This window comes from Streptomyces sp. CB02414 (genome assembly GCF_001905385.1).
Classification (GTDB): domain Bacteria; phylum Actinomycetota; class Actinomycetes; order Streptomycetales; family Streptomycetaceae; genus Streptomyces.
On the sequence record NZ_LIPF01000002.1, the window covers coordinates 829,063 to 844,827 of the forward strand.

A 15,765-nucleotide genomic window follows, 5' to 3' on the forward strand; every position below is an offset into this window, starting at 1 on the left:
CCGAACCGGCGAGCGCCGTGTCAGCGCACGAACACCCCCGCCTGTCCCGCCAGGTCCAGGAAGTACTGCGGCGCCACGCCGAGCACCACCGTCACCGCGACCCCGACACCGATCGCCGTCATCGTCAGCGGTGACGGCACCGCGACCGTCGGGCCCTCCGGGCGCGGTTCGCTGAAGAACATCAGCACGATCACGCGGATGTAGAAGAACGCCGCGATCGCCGACGAGATCACGCCGATCACGACCAGCGGGGCCGCGCCGCCCTCCGCCGCCGCCTTGAAGACGGCGAACTTGCCGGAGAACCCGGAGGTCAGCGGGATGCCCGCGAAGGCCAGCAGGAACACCGCGAACACGGCCGCCACCAGCGGTGACCTGCGCCCGAGCCCGGCCCACTTCGACAGGTGCGTCGCCTCGCCCCCCGCGTCGCGCACCAGCGTCACCACCGCGAAGGCGCCGATCGTGACGAAGGAGTACGCGGCCAGGTAGAAGAGGACGGACGAGATGCCCTCCGGCGTGGTCGCGATGACACCGGCGAGGATGAAGCCCGCGTGCGCGATCGACGAGTACGCCAGCAGCCGCTTGATGTCGGTCTGCGTGATCGCGACGATCGCGCCCGCCAGCATGGTGACGATCGCCACGGCCCACATCACCGGCCGCCAGTCCCAGCGCAGGCCGGGCAGGACGACGTACAGGATGCGGAGCAGGGCGCCGAAGGCGGCCACCTTGGTCGCCGCCGCCATGAAGCCGGTGACCGGCGTCGGCGCGCCCTGGTACACGTCCGGCGTCCACATGTGGAACGGCACCGCGCCCACCTTGAACAGCAGGCCCATGACGATCAGCGCGGACCCGACGAGCAGCAGCGCGTCGTTACCCATGGTGTCGGCGAGCGCCGGAGTGACGTTCTGCACGGTGCCGTCGACGACCGAGGCGATCGTGCCGTACGACATGGAGCCCGCGTAGCCGTAGAGCAGCGCGATGCCGAACAGGGTGAAGGCCGAGGCGAACGCGCCGAGCAGGAAGTACTTGACCGCCGCTTCCTGCGACATGAGCCGCTTGCGGCGGGCCAGCGCGCACAGCAGGTACAGCGGGAGGGAGAAGACCTCCAGGGCCACGAAGAGCAGCAGGAGGTCGTTGGCCGCCGGGAAGATCAGCATGCCGGCGACGGCGAAGAGGAGGAGCGGGAAGACCTCCGTCGTGGTGAAGCCGGCCTTGACCGCCTTCTGCTCGCTCTCGCTGCCCGGCACGGCCGCGGCCTGCGCGGCGAAGGAGTCGACCCGGTTGCCGTGCGCCTCCGGGTCGAGCCGCCGCTCGGCGAAGGTGAACAGGCCGACCAGCGCCACCAGCAGGATCGTGCCCTGCAGGAACAGGGCCGGACCGTCGACGGCGATGGCTCCCATCGCCGCGATGCCCGCCTTGGTCGTGCCGTATCCGCCCGCCGCGAGCGCGACGACCGCGGCGAAGGCGGCGACGAGCGCGACGACGGACAGGAACATCTGCACGTGGTAGCGGGCCCTGCGCGGCACGAAGGCCTCGATCAGGATGCCGATGATCGCCGCGCCGAGGATGATCAGGGTGGGCGACAGCTGCCCGTACTCGATCTTCGGCGCGTCGATCTTGCCGATCGGGTCGGCCGCCGTCGCCGCCGTTGTCCACAGGCTGTGGACGGCTGTTGCGCTCACTTGGCCGCCTCCACCTCAGGCTGGGGGTCCTTCTTCTGTACGTCGGACATGGTCTGCTCCACCGCCGGGTTGACGATGTCCGTAAGGGGCTTCGGGAAGACGCCCAGGAAGATCAGCAGCGCCACCAGCGGTGCCACGACCACCAGCTCCCGCACCCGCAGGTCGGGCATCGCCGACACCTCCGGCTTCACCGGGCCCGTCATCGTCCGCTGGTAGAGGACGAGGGTGTAGAGCGCGGCGAGCACGATGCCGAAGGTGGCGATGATGCCGATCACCGGATAGCGCGTGAAGGTGCCGACCAGGACCAGGAACTCGCTGATGAACGGCGCCAGCCCCGGCAGGGACAGGGTCGCCAGTCCGCCGATCAGGAAGGTACCGGCGAGCACCGGGGCGACCTTCTGCACTCCTCCGTAGTCGGCGATGAGCCGCGAGCCGCGCCGCGAGATCAGGAAACCGGCGATCAGCATCAGGACGGCGGTGGAGATGCCGTGGTTGACCATGTAGAGCGTCGCGCCGGACTGGCCCTGGCTGGTCATCGCGAAGATGCCCATGATGATGAAGCCGAAGTGCGAGATCGACGCGTAGGCGATCAGCCGCTTGATGTCGCGCTGTCCGACCGCGAGCAACGCCCCGTAGATGATGCTGATGACGGCCAGGACGAGGATCACCGGCGTCGCCCACTTGCTGGCCTCCGGGAAGAGCTGGAGGCAGAAGCGGAGCATCGCGAAGGTGCCCACCTTGTCGACGACCGCCGTGATGAGCACGGCGACCGGCGCGGTCGACTCCTGCATGGCGTTGGGCAGCCAGGTGTGCAGTGGCCACAGCGGCGCCTTCACCGCGAACGCGAAGAAGAAGCCGAGGAAGAGCCAGCGCTCGGTGCTGGTCGCCATCTCGAGCTCGCCGTTGGCCCTCGCCTGGGCGATCTCGGTGAGGGAGAAGTTCCCCGCGACCACGTAGAGGCCGATCACCGCGGCCAGCATGATCAGACCGCCGGCCAGGTTGTAGAGGAGGAACTTCACCGCCGCGTACGACCGCTGGGTCGCCGCCGTCTTCTCACCGTGCTGGTGGGCACGGTCCCCGAAGCCGCCGATGAGGAAGTACATCGGGATGAGCATGGCTTCGAAGAAGATGTAGAAGAGGAAGACGTCGGTGGCCTCGAAGGAGAGGATCACCATCGCCTCGACCAGCAGGATCAGGGCGAAGAAGCCCTGGGTCGGCCGCCAGCGGCTGCTGCCGGTCTCCAACGGGTCGGCGTCGTGCCAGCCCGCCAGGATGATGAACGGGATCAGCAGGGCGGTCAGGGCGATCAGCGCCACCGCGATGCCGTCCACGCCCAGTTCGTACCGGACTCCGAAGTCCGCGATCCAGGAGTGCGACTCGGTGAGCTGGTAGCGGTCGCCGCCGGGGTCGAAGCGGACCAGTACCGCGATCGCCAGGGCCAGGGTCGCCAGCGAGAACAGCAGCGCCAGCCATTTGGCCGCGGTGCGTTTCGCGGCCGGCACCGCGGCGGTGGCGATGGCCCCGACGGCCGGGAGGGCCGCCGTGACTGTCAGCAGGGGAAAGGACATCGGTATCAGACCGCCCTCATCAGCAGGGTCGCGGCGACGAGGACCGCCGCACCGCCGAACATCGAGACCGCGTAACTGCGCGCGAACCCGTTCTGCAGCTTGCGCATCCGCCCGGACAGGCCGCCGACCGAGGCCGCCGTGCCGTTGACCACGCCGTCGACCAGGGTGTGGTCAACGTAGACCAGGGAGCGCGTCAGGTGCTCTCCGCCGCGGACCAGTACGACGTGGTTGAAGTCGTCCTGGAGCAGGTCACGCCGGGCGGCCCGGGTGAGCAGCGATCCGCGCGGAGCGACGGCCGGGACCGGACGGCGGCCGTACTGCGCCCAGGCGACCGCGACGCCGATGACCATCACGGCGACCGTCGAGACGGTGACGGTCAGGGCGCTGATCGGCGCATGGCCGTGGTCGTGCCCGGTGATGGGCTCGAGCCAGTGCACGAAACGGTCGCCGATGCTGAAGAACGCGCCGCCGAACACCGAGCCGACGGCCAGCACGATCATCGGGATCGTCATGCTCTTCGGGGACTCGTGCGGGTGCGGCGGGGTGTACTCACCGCGCGTCTCGGCGGCGGGCTCCACGTCCGGCTGGGCCGGCGACGGCGTCGGGGCGTTGCGCCAGCGCTCCTCGCCGAAGAAGGTCATCAGCATCACGCGCGTCATGTAGTACGCCGTGATGGCGGCGCCCAGCAGGGCGCAGGCGCCGAGGATCCAGCCCTCGGTGCCGCCCTTGGCGAACGCCGACTCGATGATCTTGTCCTTGGAGAAGAAGCCGGACAAGCCCGGGAAACCGATGATGGCGAGGTAGCCGAGGCCGAAGGTGATGAAGGTGACCGGCATGTACTTGCGCAGTCCGCCGTAGCGGCGCATGTCGACCTCGTCGTTCATGCCGTGCATGACCGAACCGGCGCCGAGGAACAGTCCGGCCTTGAAGAAGCCGTGCGTCACCAGGTGCATGATCGCGAACACGTAGCCGATCGGGCCGAGACCGGCCGCCAGGACCATGTAGCCGATCTGCGACATGGTCGAGCCGGCCAGTGCCTTCTTGATGTCGTCCTTGGCGCAACCGACGATCGCACCGAACAGCAGCGTGACCGCGCCGACGATGGTGACGACGAGCTGTGCGTCGGGCGCGCCGTTGAAGATGGCTCCCGAGCGGACGATCAGGTACACGCCCGCCGTCACCATGGTCGCGGCATGGATGAGGGCCGAGACCGGGGTCGGGCCCTCCATCGCGTCCCCGAGCCAGGACTGCAGCGGCACCTGGGCGGACTTGCCGCAGGCGGCGAGCAGCAGCATCAGGGCGATCGCGGTGAGCTTGCCCTCGTCGGCCGAGCCCGCGAGCCCGGCCTCCCCGTGACCGCCGAGCACCGGCCCGAAGGCGAAGGTGCCGAACCACAGGAACATCAGCATGATCGCGATGGACAGGCCCATGTCGCCGACGCGGTTGACCAGGAAGGCCTTCTTCGCGGCGGTGGCGGCGCTGGGCTTGTGCTGCCAGAAGCCGATCAGCAGGTAGGAGGCGAGACCGACACCCTCCCAGCCGACGTACAGCAGCAGGTAGTTGTCGGCGAGCACGAGGATCAGCATCGCCGCGAGGAACAGGTTCAGATAACCGAAGAAGCGGCGGCGGCGCTCATCGTGCTCCATGTACCCGATCGAGTACAGGTGGATGAGCGAACCGACGCCGGTGATCAGCAGCACGAACGTCATGGACAGCTGGTCGAGCCGGAAGGCGACGTCGGCCTGGAAGCCCTCCACCGGGATCCAGCTGAACAGGTGCTGCGTCAGGGTGCGGTCCTCGGCGCCGGCGCCGAGCATGTCGGCGAAGAGGACGACGCCGATCACGAAGGAGGCGGCGGCCAGCACCGTGCCGATCCAATGGCCGACGGCGTCCAGGCGGCGTCCGCCGCACAGCAGGACCGCCGCTCCGAGCAAGGGCGCCGCCACCAGCAGCGCAATCAAATTCTCCACGATTCAGCGACCCCTCACAGCTTCATCAGGCTGGCGTCGTCGACCGAGGCCGAGTGGCGGGAACGGAACAGGGACACGATGATCGCGAGCCCGACCACGACCTCCGCGGCGGCGACAACCATCGTGAAGAAGGCGATGACCTGGCCGTCGAGATTGCCGTGCATGCGGGAGAAGGCGACGAACGCGAGGTTGCACGCGTTGAGCATCAGCTCGACGCACATGAAGACCACGATCGCGTTGCGCCTGATCAGCACGCCGGTGGCGCCGATCGTGAACAACAGGGCCGCGAGATAGAGGTAGTTCACCGGGTTCACTTCGACGCCTCCTCGGACCGCTTGAAGTTGGCCGGCTCGACCGCCGTGCGCTCCAGGCGCTCCTCGGCACGCTGTTCCAGGGCCTTGAGGTCGTTGAGCGCGTCCGTCGACACGTCGCGGACCTGTCCCCGGTCGCGGAGCGTCTTGCTGACGGTGAGCTCGGAGGGGGTGCCGTCGGGCAGCAGGCCCGCGATGTCGACCGCGTTGTGCCGGGCGTAGACGCCGGGTGCGGGCAGCGGCGGCAGGTACTTGCCCTCGCGGACGCGCTTCTCGGCCAGCTCCCGCTGGGTCGCGGCCCGTTCGGTGCGCTCGCGGTGGGTGAGCACCATGGCGCCGACGGCGGCCGTGATGAGCAGGGCGCCGGTGATCTCGAAGGCGAAGACGTACTTGGTGAAGATGAGGGACGCGAGTCCCTCCACGTTGCCGTTCGCGTTCGCCTGGCCGAGGCCGGTGAACTCGCTGACCGAGGCGTTGCCGATGCCGCCGATCAGCAGGATGCCGAAGCCGAGCCCGGAAAGCAGAGCCAGCCAGCGCTGGCCCTTGATGGTCTCCTTCAGGGAGTCCGCCGCGGTGACGCCGACGAGCATCACCACGAACAGGAACAGCATCATGATCGCGCCGGTGTAGACGATGATCTGCACCACGCCGAGGAAATAGGCACCGTTGGCGAGGTAGAACACCGCCAGGATGATCATGGTTCCGGCGAGGCAGAGCGCGCTGTGCACTGCCTTCTTCATGAAGACGGTGCACAGGGCGCCGATCACCGCGACGGTGCCGAGGATCCAGAACTGGACGGCCTCTCCGGTCGAGGTGCCGGCGGAGAGAGTCGCCGCCGCGGCGAGTTGCCCGGTCATCGGCGGATCACCTCCTCCGACGCCGGCTCGGTCCCGCCGAAGGTCGAGTCGCCCTCCTGGACGACCTCTCCCTTGGAGTGCGCGACCTGCTGGACGGTGCCGGGCGCGGCCTCGGTCACCAGGCCCCGGTAGTAGTCCTGCTCGTCCGTGCCCGGGTAGATGGCGTGGGGCGAGTCGACCATGCCCTCCTCCAGGCCGGCCAGGAGCTGGTCCTTGGTGAAGATGAGGTTGGCGCGACTGGAGTCGGCCAGCTCGAAATCGTTGGTCATCGTCAGCGCGCGCGTGGGGCACGCCTCGATGCACAGGCCGCACAGGATGCAGCGAGCGTAGTTGATCTGGTAGACGCGCCCGTACCGCTCGCCCGGCGAGTAGCGCTCCTCGTCGGTGTTGTCCGCGCCCTCCACGTAGATCGCGTCGGCGGGACACGCCCAGGCGCACAGCTCGCAGCCGACGCACTTCTCCAGTCCGTCCGGATGGCGGTTGAGCTGGTGCCGTCCGTGGAAGCGCGGAGCGGTGGTCTTCTGCTGCTCCGGGTACTGCTCGGTCAGCCGCTTCTTGAACATGGCCTTGAAGGTCACACCGAAGCCGGCCACGGGGTTCAGGAAACCGGGGTCGGTCTCCTTGGGTTCCTCAGCCATCGGACGCCTCCTTTCCATCCGTAGATCCGCCCGCAGATCCACCCGTAGATCCGTCACTGTGAGTATCGGGCCCACCACTGACAATCAGCTCTCGCTCCCGGCGCGAACGGCGCCTGGGCACCGGCGGCAGCTCCTGCCCGGGCAACGGCGGTACGGGGAACCCGCCCGCCATCGGGTCGAAGGCGGCCGGTTCCTCGGGCGGGGCCTCGGCCCGCTTGCCCTTCTCGCGGTACATGTCGACGACGAAGGACAGCACCAGCAGGACCAGGACGCCGCCGCCGACGTAGAGGGCGATGTCGGTGAACTCGTAGTTCTCGTTGCGCAGGGCCCGCACGGTCGCCACGAGCATCAGCCAGACCAGGGAGACCGGGATGAGGACCTTCCAGCCGAGCTTCATCAGCTGGTCGTAGCGGACGCGCGGGAGCGTGCCGCGCAGCCAGATGAAGAAGAACAGCAGCAGCTGCACCTTGACGACGAACCAGAGCAGCGGCCACCAGCCGTGGTTGGCGCCCTCCCAGAAGGTGCTGACCGGCCATGGTGCCCGCCAGCCTCCGAGGAAGAGTGTGGTGGCGACCGCAGAGACCGTCACCATGTTCACGTACTCGGCGAGCATGAACATCGCGAACTTGATCGACGAGTACTCGGTGTTGAAGCCGCCCACCAGGTCGCCCTCGGACTCCGGCATGTCGAAGGGGGCGCGGTTGGTCTCGCCGACCATGGTGACGATGTAGAGGATGAAGGAGACCGGCAGCAGCACGATGTACCAGCGGTCGCTCTGCTGGGCGACGATCTCCGACGTCGACATCGACCCGGAGTAGAGGAAGACCGAGGCGAACGCGGCGCCCATCGCGATCTCGTAGGAGATCATCTGCGCGCAGGAGCGCAGGCCGCCGAGGAGCGGGTACGTCGATCCGGAGCTCCAGCCGGCGAGCACGATGCCGTAGATGCCGACCGAGGCGACCGCCAGGATGAACAGCATGGCGATCGGCAGGTCGGTGAGCTGCATCGCGGTGCGGTGGCCGAAGATCGAGACCTCGTTGCCGGCGGGCCCGAAGGGGATCACCGCGATCGCCATGAAGGCCGGAATGGCCGCGACGATCGGCGCGAGGATGTACACGGCCTTGTCGGCGCGCTTGACGACGACGTCTTCCTTGAGCATCAGCTTGATGCCGTCGGCGAGCGACTGGAGCATGCCCCAGGGGCCGTGCCGGTTGGGGCCGATGCGCAGCTGCATCCAGGCGACGACCTTGCGCTCCCACACGATGGAGAACAGCACGGTCACCATCAGGAAGGCGAAGCAGAAGACCGCCTTGACGACGACCAGCCACCACGGGTCGGTGCCGAACATCGAGAGGTCTTCAGCGGCGAGGTACGGGCTCATGCCTCCACCTCCTTGGGGGCCTCGCCCGCGAGCGTGGCCGGACCGATGCGGACGAGGGTCCCGGGCAGCACCCCGGCGTCGGAGGCGACGCCGTTGCCGGCCGAGTTCAGCGGGAGCCAGACCACCCGGTCGGGCATCTCGGTGATCTGGAGCGGGAATTCGACGGCACCGGCGGGTCCGGTGACGGCCAGGAGGTCGCCGTCCTTGACGCCGGCCTCGGCGGCGGTGGCGGCGGACACCCGCGCGCGTGCGGCGTGCCGGGTGCCGGCCAGCGCCTCGTCGCCCTGCTGCAGCAGCCCCCGGTCGAGCAGCAGCCGGTGCCCGGCCAGTACCGCCTCACCGGCGGCCGGCCGGGGCAGCGCGCCCGCGGTGTACAGCGGTTCGCCGGCCCGCGGCCCGTCCCAGGCGCCGAGCCGGTCGATCTCCGCGCGGGTGGTGCGCAGGTCCGGCAGACCCAGGTGCACGTCCATGGCGTCGGCCAGCATCTGCAGGACGCGGGCGTCGGTGGGGGCGAGGCGGCGGGTCATCTGGTCGGGCTTGAGCGCGGCCTCGAAGAAACGCACCCGGCCCTCCCAGTCGAGGAAGGTCCCGGCCTTCTCGGCGACCGCGGCGACCGGCAGGACGACGTCGGCCTTCTCGGTGACCTCGCTGGGCCGCAGCTCCAGGGAGACCACGAACCCGGCCTCCGCGAGTGCGGCACGCGCGCGTGCCGGATCGGGCAGGTCCGCGACCTCCACTCCCGCCACGAGCAGCGCCTGGAGCTCACCCCGGGCGGCGGCCTCGACGATCTCACCGGTGTCGCGGCCGTAGCGGTGCGGGAGGTCGGCCAGTCCCCAGACCGCGGCGACCTCCTCACGCGCGCGCGGGTCGGTCGCCGGGCGACCGCCCGGCAGCAGCGAGGGCAGCGCCCCCGCCTCGATGGCGCCGCGCTCCCCGGCCCGGCGCGGGATCCACACCAGCCGCGCGCCGGTCGCGGAAGCGGTCCGTACGGCGGCGGTGAGGCCCCCGGCCACGGACGCCAGCCGCTCGCCCACGACGATCACGGCGCCCTCGGCGCGCAGTGCCTCGGCGGCCTGGGTGCCACCGTCCTCCAGGCCGACGCCGCTCGCGAGGGCGTCCAGCCACTCGGTCTCGGTGCCGGGAGCGGCCGGCAGCAGGGTGCCGCCGGCCTTCTCCAGGCCGCGCGTGGCGTGCGTGGCCAGCGAGAAGACCTTCTGCCCGTGCTTGCGCCAGGCCTTGCGCAGCCGCAGGAAGACGCCGGGTGCCTCCTCCTCGGACTCGAACCCGACCAGCAGGACGGCGGGCGCCTTCTGCAGCGCGGTGTACGTGACTCCCGTGCCGTCGAGGTCTCGGCCGCGTCCGGCGACCCTGGAGGCCAGGAAGTCGGCCTCCTCGGTGCTGTGCACGCGCGCGCGGAAGTCGATGTCGTTGGTGTCGAGCGCCACGCGTGCGAACTTGCTGTACGCGTAGGCGTCCTCCACGGTGAGCCGCCCGCCGGCCAGGACACCGGTCCGGCCCTTCGACGCGAGCAGTCCCTGCGCGGCGATCTGCAGGGCCTCCGGCCAGGAGGCCGGCTCCAGCTCGCCCTCGGCGCCTCGCACCAGCGGCGTCGTCAGCCGGTCCCGCTGCTGCGCGTACCGGAAGCCGAAGCGGCCCTTGTCGCAGATCCACTCCTCGTTGACCTCGGGCTCGTTGGCCGCCAGGCGCCGCATGACCTTGCCGCGCCGGTGGTCGGTGCGGGTCGCGCAGCCGCCGGAGCAGTGCTCGCACACCGACGGCGAGGAGATCAGGTCGAAGGGGCGGGAGCGGAACCGGTACGCCGCCGAGGTGAGCGCGCCGACCGGGCAGATCTGGATGGTGTTGCCGGAGAAGTACGACTCGAAGGGGTCGCCCTCACCGGTGCCGACCTGCTGGAGCGCGCCCCGCTCGATCAGCTCGATCATCGGGTCGCCCGCGACCTGGTTGGAGAACCGGGTGCAACGGGCGCACAGCACGCACCGCTCACGGTCGAGCAGCACCTGCGTGGAGATCGGCACGGGCTTCTCGTACGTCCGCTTCTTTCCCTCGAAGCGGGAGTCCGCCTGGCCGTGCGACATCGCCTGGTTCTGCAGCGGGCACTCGCCGCCCTTGTCGCAGACCGGGCAGTCCAGCGGGTGGTTGATGAGCAGCAGCTCCATCACACCGTGCTGGGCCTTCTCCGCGACGGGCGAGGTCAGGTGGGTCTTCACCACCATGCCGTCGGTGCAGGTGATGGTGCAGGAGGCCATGGGCTTGCGCTGGCCCTCGACCTCGACGATGCACTGGCGGCAGGCGCCGGCCGGGTCGAGGAGGGGGTGGTCGCAGAACCGGGGGATCTCGATGCCGAGCTGTTCGGCGGCCCGGATGACCAGGGTGCCCTTGGGCACGCTGATCTCGGCGCCGTCGATCGTCAGCGTTACGAGGTCCTCCGGCGGGACCGCCGCCTCTCCCCCACCCGAGGGAGCATTGGTGGTCACGGTCATGCGTTCACCTCCGTGCGGTCGGCCCAGGCCGTCGACTTGGCCGGGTCGAAGGGACAGCCGCGGCCCGTGATGTGCTGCTCGTACTCCTCGCGGAAGTACTTGAGTGAGGAGAAGATCGGCGAGGCGGCACCGTCGCCGAGGGCGCAGAAGGACTTGCCGTTGATGTTGTCGGCGATGTCGTTCAGCTTGTCGAGGTCGGACATCACGCCCTTGCCCGCCTCGATGTCGCGCAGCAGCTGCACGAGCCAGTACGTGCCCTCGCGGCACGGCGTGCACTTGCCGCAGGACTCGTGGGCGTAGAACTCGGTCCAGCGGGTGACGGCCCGCACGACGCAGGTCGTCTCGTCGAAGCACTGGAGCGCCTTGGTGCCGAGCATGGAACCGGCGGCGCCGACTCCCTCGTAGTCGAGGGGGACGTCGAGGTGCTCGTCGGTGAACATCGGCGTCGAGGAGCCGCCCGGCGTCCAGAACTTGAGGCGGTGGCCCGGGCGCATGCCGCCGCTCATGTCGAGGAGCTGGCGCAGCGTGATGCCGAGCGGGGCCTCGTACTGGCCGGGGCCCGCGACGTGGCCGCTGAGGGAGTAGAGCGTGAAGCCCGGGGACTTCTCGCTGCCCATCGACCTGAACCAGTCCTTGCCCTTGTTCAGGATCGCGGGAACTGAAGCGATGGATTCGACGTTATTCACCACAGTCGGGCAGGCATAGAGGCCGGCCACAGCAGGGAAGGGGGGACGGAGCCGCGGTTGACCCCGGCGGCCTTCGAGCGAGTCGAGCAGTGCGGTCTCCTCACCGCAGATGTACGCGCCAGCGCCCGCGTGCACGGTGAGTTCGAGGTCGAGTCCGCTGCCCAGGATGTTCTCGCCGAGGAAGCCGGCCGCGTAGGCCTCGCGCACGGCCTCGTGCAACCGCCGCAGCACTGGGACGACTTCACCACGCAGATAGATGAAGGCATGCGAAGACCTGATGGCGTAACACGCGATGACGATGCCCTCGATGAGGCTGTGCGGGTTCGCGAAGAGGAGCGGGATGTCCTTGCAGGTCCCCGGCTCCGACTCGTCGGCGTTGACAACTAGATAGTGAGGCTTGCCATCTCCCTGGGGAATGAACTGCCATTTCATCCCCGTCGGGAACCCCGCGCCGCCGCGTCCGCGCAGACCCGAGTCCTTGACGTACGCGATCAGGTCGTCCGGCGACATCGCCAGCGCCTTGCGGAGCCCCTCGTACCCCTCGTGCCTCCGGTAGACGTCCAGAGTCCAGGACTCGTCCTCGTCCCAGAAGGCCGACAGCACGGGTGCGAGCAGCTTCTCCGGACTGGTGCCCTTGATCTCGGCTGCCACGGTCATCACTCCCCCTCCTCGGCGGTAGGCCCTGCCGGGTGGGAAGGGTCGGATGCCGATGTGTCCTGCGGCGCGTCGTGCGAGCTCAGGTGTTCCGTCGGGGACGGGTCGTGCACGGCCCGGTCCTGCGGTGCGTCGTGCGGTCCGCCGTCCCGCGGGTGCACCACGCGTGCGGCGGACGCCTCGCCCTTGGCCAGCTTGAGCCCGGCCAGGGAGGCGGGACCCGCGCTGCCGCCGGCCGCGACGGCGCCGTCCCGCTCGTCGGGGAAGCCCGCCAGGATCCGGGCGGTCTCCTTGAAGGTGCACAGCGGCGCACCGCGCGTGGGCGTCACCGGCCGTCCCGCGCGCAGGTCGTCCACGAGGCGCCTGACGCTCGCCGGGGTCTGGTTGTCGAAGAACTCCCAGTTGACCATCACGACCGGCGCGAAGTCGCAGGCCGCATTGCACTCGATGTGCTCCAGGGTGACCTTGCCGTCCTCGGTGGTCTCGCCGTTGCCGACGCCCAGGTGTTCCTGGAGGGACTCGAAGATGGCGTCGCCGCCCATCACCGCGCACAGCGTGTTGGTGCAGACGCCGACCTGGTAGTCGCCGCTCGGCCCGCGCCGGTACATGGTGTAGAAGGTGGCGACCGCGGTGACCTCGGCCGTGGTGAGGTCCAGCATGTCCGCGCAGAACTGCATACCGGTGCGCGTGACGTGCCCCTCCTCGGACTGCACGAGGTGCAGCAGGGGCAGGAGGGCGGACCGGGAGTCCGGGTAGCGGGCGATGATCTCACGCGCGTCGGTCTCCAGCCGGGCCCGGACGTCGTCCGGGTAGGCGGGCGCGGGCAGTTCCGGCATGCCCAGGCTGACGCCCCGCTCCGAAGAAGAGGTGGTCACCGGTCGACGCCTCCCATCACGGGGTCGATGGACGCCACGGCCACGATGACGTCGGCGACCTGGCCGCCCTCGCACATCGCCGCCATGGCCTGCAGGTTGGTGAAGGACGGGTCGCGGAAGTGGACCCGGTAGGGGCGGGTGCCGCCGTCGGACACGACGTGCACCCCGAGCTCGCCCTTGGGCGACTCGACCGCCGTGTACGCCTGTCCCGGCGGCACGCGGAAGCCCTCGGTGACCAGCTTGAAGTGGTGGATCAGGGCCTCCATGGAGGTGCCCATGATCTTCTTGATGTGGTCGAGGGAGTTGCCCAGTCCGTCCGGTCCCAGGGCGAGCTGGGCGGGCCAGGCGATCTTCTTGTCGGCGACCATGACCGGGCCGGGCTGGAGCCGGTCCAGGCACTGCTCGACGATGCGCAGCGACTGGCGCATCTCCTCCAGCCGGATCAGGAAGCGGCCGTAGGAGTCGCAGGTGTCGGCGGTCGGGACGTCGAAGTCGTACGTCTCGTAGCCGCAGTACGGCTGGGTCTTGCGCAGGTCGTGCGGCAGGCCGGTGGAGCGCAGGACCGGGCCGGTGGCGCCCAGGGCCATGCAGCCGGCCAGGTCCAGGTAGCCGACGTCCTGCATGCGGGCCTTGAAGATGGGGTTCCCGGTGAAGAGCTTGTCGTACTCCGGGAGGTTCTTCTTCAGCTTCTTCACCAGCTCGCGGACCTGGTCGACCGCGCCGGGCGGCAGGTCCTGGGCGAGTCCGCCCGGGCGGATGTACGCGTGGTTCATCCGCAGGCCGGTGATCAGCTCGTAGACGTCGAGAATCAGTTCACGATCGCGGAAGCCGTAGATCATGACGGTGGTGGCGCCGAGCTCCATGCCACCGGTGGCGACGCACACCAGGTGGGAGGAGAGCCGGTTCAGCTCCATGAGCAGGACCCGGATGATCGTGGCCCGGTCCGGGATCTGGTCCTCGATGCCGAGGAGCTTCTCGACGCCCAGGCAGTACGCCGTCTCGTTGAAGAACGGCGTCAGGTAGTCCATGCGCGTCACGAAGGTGGTGCCCTGGGTCCACGTCCGGTACTCGAGGTTCTTCTCGATGCCGGTGTGCAGGTAGCCGATGCCGCAGCGGGCCTCGGTGACCGTCTCGCCGTCGATCTCCAGGATCAGGCGGAGCACACCGTGGGTGGAGGGGTGCTGCGGCCCCATGTTGACGACGATGCGCTCGTCGTCGGCGCGGGCCGCGGCCTGGACGACCTCGTCCCAGTCGCCGCCGGTGACCGTGTAGACCGTGCCCTCGGTGGTCTCGCGAGGGGAGGCGTGCGAAGTGCTCATGAGTACGACCTCCGCTGGTCCGGAGCCGGGATCTGGGCGCCCTTGTACTCGACGGGGATGCCGCCGAGGGGGTAGTCCTTGCGCTGCGGAAAGCCCTGCCAGTCGTCCGGCATCATGATCCGCGTCAGCGCCGGGTGGCCGTCGAAGACGATGCCGAAGAAGTCGTACGTCTCGCGCTCGTGCCAGTCGTTCGTCGGATAGACCGAGAAGAGCGACGGGATGTGCGGGTCGCCGTCGGGCGCGCTGACCTCCAGCCGGATCAGCCGGTTGTGGGTGATCGAGCGCAGGTGGTAGACGGCGTGCAGCTCGCGGCCCTTGTCGTTCGGGTAGTGGACGCCGCTGACGCCGGTGCACAGTTCGAAGCGCAGGGCCGGGTCGTCGCGCAGGGTGCGGGCGACGCGGACCAGGTGCTCGCGCTCGATGTGGAAGGTCAGCTCGTCGCGGTCCACGACCGTCTTCTCGATGGCGTTGTCGGGCAGGAGTCCCTGCTCCTCCAGCGCGCCCTCGAGTTCGTCGGCGACCTCGTCGAACCAGCCGCCGTAGGGCCGGCTCGCCGGTCCGGGGAGCCGGACGGAGCGGACCAGGCCGCCGTAACCGGAGGTGTCGCCGCCGCCCGCGGCGCCGAACATGCCGCGCTGGACGCGGATCTCCTCGCCGCCCTGGCCGCGCTGACCGGGGAGGTTCTCGGCGGACAGGTCCTTCTCGGGGTTCACACCGTTCGCGTCACCCGGGGTGTTGTTCTTGTCATCCGCGGTGTTGTTCGCGTCGCTCACCGCAGCAGCCCCTTCATCTCGATCGTGGGCAGGGCCTTGAGCGCCGCCTCCTCCGCCTCGCGGGCCGCCTCCTCGGCGTTCACGCCGAGCTTGGAGGTCTGGATCTTCTGGTGGAGCTTGAGGATGGCGTCCATCAGCATCTCGGGCCGCGGCGGGCAGCCCGGGAGGTAGATGTCGACCGGGACGATGTGGTCGACGCCCTGGACGATCGCGTAGTTGTTGAACATGCCGCCCGAGGAGGCGCAGACCCCCATGGAGATCACCCATTTCGGGTTCGGCATCTGGTCGTAGACCTGCCGCAGCACCGGCGCCATCTTCTGGCTCACGCGGCCCGCGACGATCATCAGGTCCGCCTGCCGCGGCGATCCGCGGAAGACCTCCATGCCGAAGCGCGCCAGGTCGTAGCGGCCGGCGCCGGTGGTCATCATCTCGATGGCACAGCAGGCGAGGCCGAACGTGGCGGGGAAGACGGACGACTTGCGCACCCAGCCCGCGGCCTGCTCGACGGTGGTCAGCAGGAAGCCGCTCGGCAGTTTTTCTTCGAGTCCCATGT

The 15,765-nt window shown here is 69.4% G+C and carries 13 protein-coding genes; all 13 read right to left on the bottom strand.

What is annotated here, in order from left to right:
- Positions 1 to 20: 20 nt before the first annotated feature.
- Genes nuoN through AMK11_RS10020 form a run of 13 tightly spaced genes read right to left on the bottom strand, consistent with a single transcriptional unit; the run spans position 21 to position 15,763 of the window.
- Positions 21 to 1,679, bottom strand: a complete 1,659-nt coding sequence (nuoN, locus tag AMK11_RS09960) for an NADH-quinone oxidoreductase subunit NuoN (RefSeq protein ID WP_073725302.1) — start codon at positions 1,677 to 1,679, stop codon at positions 21 to 23.
- Positions 1,676 to 3,247 carry an NADH-quinone oxidoreductase subunit M gene (locus AMK11_RS09965; RefSeq protein ID WP_073725304.1) on the bottom strand — a complete coding sequence of 524 codons (1,572 nt, stop codon included), beginning with the start codon at positions 3,245 to 3,247 and terminating at the stop codon, positions 1,676 to 1,678. The genes nuoN and AMK11_RS09965 overlap by 4 nt, the downstream gene beginning before the upstream one ends.
- Positions 3,248 to 3,252: 5 nt before the next feature.
- On the bottom strand, positions 3,253 to 5,217 hold the full coding sequence (nuoL, locus tag AMK11_RS09970) for an NADH-quinone oxidoreductase subunit L (protein ID WP_073725306.1): 1,965 nt from the start codon (positions 5,215 to 5,217) through the stop codon (positions 3,253 to 3,255).
- 14 nt (positions 5,218 to 5,231) lie between these two features.
- Positions 5,232 to 5,531, bottom strand: coding sequence for an NADH-quinone oxidoreductase subunit NuoK (gene nuoK, locus AMK11_RS09975; protein WP_037929353.1), 300 nt, complete (start codon positions 5,529 to 5,531; stop codon positions 5,232 to 5,234).
- Positions 5,528 to 6,385 carry an NADH-quinone oxidoreductase subunit J gene (locus AMK11_RS09980; RefSeq protein WP_073725308.1) on the bottom strand — a complete coding sequence of 286 codons (858 nt, stop codon included), beginning with the start codon at positions 6,383 to 6,385 and terminating at the stop codon, positions 5,528 to 5,530. The genes nuoK and AMK11_RS09980 overlap by 4 nt, the downstream gene beginning before the upstream one ends.
- Positions 6,382 to 7,023, bottom strand: a complete 642-nt coding sequence (gene nuoI / locus AMK11_RS09985; RefSeq protein WP_073725310.1) for an NADH-quinone oxidoreductase subunit NuoI — start codon at positions 7,021 to 7,023, stop codon at positions 6,382 to 6,384. The genes AMK11_RS09980 and nuoI overlap by 4 nt, the downstream gene beginning before the upstream one ends.
- Complete coding sequence (nuoH, locus tag AMK11_RS09990) at positions 7,016 to 8,404, bottom strand: NADH-quinone oxidoreductase subunit NuoH (protein ID WP_073725312.1); 1,389 nt, start codon at positions 8,402 to 8,404, stop codon at positions 7,016 to 7,018. Before nuoH ends, nuoI begins: the two co-directional genes overlap by 8 nt.
- Complete coding sequence (locus AMK11_RS09995; protein WP_073725314.1) at positions 8,401 to 10,905, bottom strand: NADH-quinone oxidoreductase subunit G; 2,505 nt, start codon at positions 10,903 to 10,905, stop codon at positions 8,401 to 8,403. Before AMK11_RS09995 ends, nuoH begins: the two co-directional genes overlap by 4 nt.
- Complete coding sequence (nuoF, locus tag AMK11_RS10000; protein ID WP_198941326.1) at positions 10,902 to 12,251, bottom strand: NADH-quinone oxidoreductase subunit NuoF; 1,350 nt, start codon at positions 12,249 to 12,251, stop codon at positions 10,902 to 10,904. Before nuoF ends, AMK11_RS09995 begins: the two co-directional genes overlap by 4 nt.
- Positions 12,248 to 13,120 (bottom strand): NADH-quinone oxidoreductase subunit NuoE, encoded by an 873-nt coding sequence (gene nuoE / locus AMK11_RS10005; protein WP_073725318.1) that lies wholly within the window; start codon positions 13,118 to 13,120, stop codon positions 12,248 to 12,250. The genes nuoF and nuoE overlap by 4 nt, the downstream gene beginning before the upstream one ends.
- Positions 13,117 to 14,439: an NADH-quinone oxidoreductase subunit D gene (locus AMK11_RS10010; RefSeq protein WP_073725320.1), complete on the bottom strand. Its 1,323-nt coding sequence runs from the start codon at positions 14,437 to 14,439 to the stop codon at positions 13,117 to 13,119. Before AMK11_RS10010 ends, nuoE begins: the two co-directional genes overlap by 4 nt.
- Positions 14,436 to 15,212, bottom strand: coding sequence for an NADH-quinone oxidoreductase subunit C (locus AMK11_RS10015; RefSeq protein ID WP_073725322.1), 777 nt, complete (start codon positions 15,210 to 15,212; stop codon positions 14,436 to 14,438). The genes AMK11_RS10010 and AMK11_RS10015 overlap by 4 nt, the downstream gene beginning before the upstream one ends.
- A complete protein-coding gene (locus AMK11_RS10020) occupies positions 15,209 to 15,763 on the bottom strand; it encodes a NuoB/complex I 20 kDa subunit family protein (RefSeq protein ID WP_010041554.1) in 555 nt (184 codons plus the stop codon). Before AMK11_RS10020 ends, AMK11_RS10015 begins: the two co-directional genes overlap by 4 nt.
- Between the last annotated feature and the right edge of the window lie 2 nt (positions 15,764 to 15,765).

Bases quoted from the DNA above. Each gene is read 5' to 3' on its own strand.
- AMK11_RS09965 (WP_073725304.1), bottom strand. From the start codon at position 3,247: ATGTCCTTTCCCCTGCTGACAGTCACGGCGGCCCTCCCGGCCGTCGGG.
- AMK11_RS09980 (WP_073725308.1), bottom strand. From the start codon at position 6,385: ATGACCGGGCAACTCGCCGCGGCGGCGACTCTCTCCGCCGGCACCTCG.
- nuoI (WP_073725310.1), bottom strand. From the start codon at position 7,023: ATGGCTGAGGAACCCAAGGAGACCGACCCCGGTTTCCTGAACCCCGTG.
- nuoH (WP_073725312.1), bottom strand. From the start codon at position 8,404: ATGAGCCCGTACCTCGCCGCTGAAGACCTCTCGATGTTCGGCACCGAC.
- AMK11_RS09995 (WP_073725314.1), bottom strand. From the start codon at position 10,905: ATGACCGTGACCACCAATGCTCCCTCGGGTGGGGGAGAGGCGGCGGTC.
- AMK11_RS10010 (WP_073725320.1), bottom strand. From the start codon at position 14,439: ATGAGCACTTCGCACGCCTCCCCTCGCGAGACCACCGAGGGCACGGTC.
- AMK11_RS10020 (WP_010041554.1), bottom strand. From the start codon at position 15,763: ATGGGACTCGAAGAAAAACTGCCGAGCGGCTTCCTGCTGACCACCGTC.